The organism is Microcoleus sp. OTE_8_concoct_300 (assembly GCF_031383065.1).
Lineage (GTDB): Bacteria > Cyanobacteriota > Cyanobacteriia > Cyanobacteriales > Microcoleaceae > Microcoleus.
The window spans coordinates 1-2,159 of sequence record NZ_JANMZH010000737.1 but is presented as its reverse complement, the minus strand read 5'-3'; the positions used below and the strand labels follow the sequence as shown (position 1 = coordinate 2,159).

The following is a 2,159-nucleotide window of genomic DNA, read 5'->3' as shown; positions in this document are numbered from 1 at the left end:
TATTCAAAATATATTAGCTCGAATTGCTGGCGGGGACGCTTCGCTAATTAACGGTTTAATTACTGTCACGGGCGGCAATTCTAATCTTTTTCTAATTAATCCTGCGGGGATTGTGTTTGGCCCGAACGCGAGTTTGAATGTGCCGGCGGCTTTTACTGCTACTACTGCTACTGGTGTCGGTTTTGGTTCTAATTTGTTTAATGCTGCGGGTACAAATAATTTTAGCGCTTTGGTTGGTACGCCAAGTGCTTTTTCTTTTGGTGCGGGTGTACCGGGCAGTATTGTTAATGCTGGCAATTTAGCTGTGACTCCGGGGCAAAATTTGGCTTTGCTTGGCGGTACGGTTGTTAGTACGGGGCAGTTGTCGGCCCCGGGCGGGCAAATTACTGTTGCTGCGGTTCCGGGCTCTCAGGTTTTGCGGATTAGTCAACCGGGGCATTTGTTGAGTTTGGAAATAGCAACTGGCGGGAATCCGGGCAATTCTCAACAGACTTTGAATCCTGTTTCTTTGCCGCAGTTGCTGACAGGTACGGGTCAAAATCAGGCGGCGGGTGTTGCGGTTGCGGATGACGGTTCTGTGCGGCTTGTGGGTTCGGGTTTGCAGGTTAATTCTGGGGATGTGGCAATTTCTGCTAATATTTCTGGGCTTGGGCAGTTGAATGCCGGAAGTGCGAATTTATGGGCTGCGGGAAATCTCACGTTAGCGGGCGCTAGGCTGCAAACTATGGGGGATTTGAGTTTGCTGGGCTCCGATGCGGTGCGGGTCAGGGACAGCGCCCAGAATCCTTTTTTGGCGATGGCTGGGGGGAATTTATACATTCAGGGCGATCGCACTATTGATATTCTCACTCAAAACGCGATCGGCGCCTTGTCTCTTCCCGCACAATTCCAAAGCGGCGGCAATTTGAGTTTGGTTAGCAACGGTGTTATTTCGGGGGATTCTCACTTTGTTTCGGGGAGCAATTTTTCGGTGCGGAATCTGTCGGGAATGCCGGGAAATTTTGTGAGTTTATTTGACCCGATTATCAGTTCCGAAGGAGATGTTTTTTTTGGAGATTATACTGGTGTTTCGCTGAAAGTGGAGGCGAAGGGGAGTATTGTTGCCGACGAGATTACAATTACGGGTCCCGATATTTCATTGGGTATTGGAAATGTGAGTGATGATCCGGATATTGCTACTTTAACAAGCAGTCCGGCTTTAATTCTGCGGGCGGGAGTGGCAAATCTGAAAAATCCTCCTAATCCTGGTACTGACGGTTTAGGTGAAGATGCAATATTTATAGATTCATCATTATCGAACAATTTGATTTCTGTTGACAATATTTCTGCAGGCGGACCGGTGATTTTGTCAGCCCTGGGAAATATCTTAACTAGAGATATTAACGGCGGTCTAATTGATCTCGAAAGCAGCGAAGGGTCAGTGATAGTGGGGGGCAGATTGATATCCAACTCGACTATTGATATTCAAGCTCTCAACAATATTATATTGACAAATGACATTTCTCGTGCTGATATCAACGGCAGTATTAGTCTGATTACTGGTGGGGGCAATATAGAAACGAGGTCGATCGATACTGGGACTTCCGGGGCGATCCAACTCAGTGCTTTTGGCGATGTGAATTTTGGGAATTTGCAGGGATCTAATGTTGATATTGTCAGTATCTCCGGGGAACTGGGAGTTTTGAGCGACCCGAATATTATAGTCTTCAATACTGCACCAGTCAATATTACAGCAAGTGAAAATATCAGTTTGAGAGCTTTTAGGGACTTAACGGTAGGCAATCTCAACGCTGCAAGTGTCAATAATGCTACCAGCATTACGGGGAGTGTCGTTACGGGTGCGATCGCTACTTCTGGAGATGTCAAAATTGTAGCGGGACAGGACATCAATACACGGGCAATAACTGTAAGTGAAAATATCAGTTTGACAGCTTCTAGGGACTTAAAGGTAGGCAATCTCAACGCTGCAAGTGTCAATGCTAGCAGCAGTACGGGGAGTGTCGCTACGGAGGCGATCGCTACTTCTGGAGATGTCAGAATTGTAGCGGGACAGGACATCAACACAAGGGCAATAACTGTTAATCCTGTCGCCACAAATCCAGTTAATCCCATCATTCCCACAGTCAATCTGGATGCCCAAAATAATATTATCGTTGATT

General features: G+C 46.7%; 1 protein-coding gene. It reads left to right on the top strand.

Features of this window, described 5'->3' with window-relative positions; genetic code table 11:
* On the top strand, window positions 1–2,159 hold a 2,159-nt coding region (locus ACUVJL_RS32955), incomplete at both ends, for a two-partner secretion domain-containing protein (protein WP_445249682.1).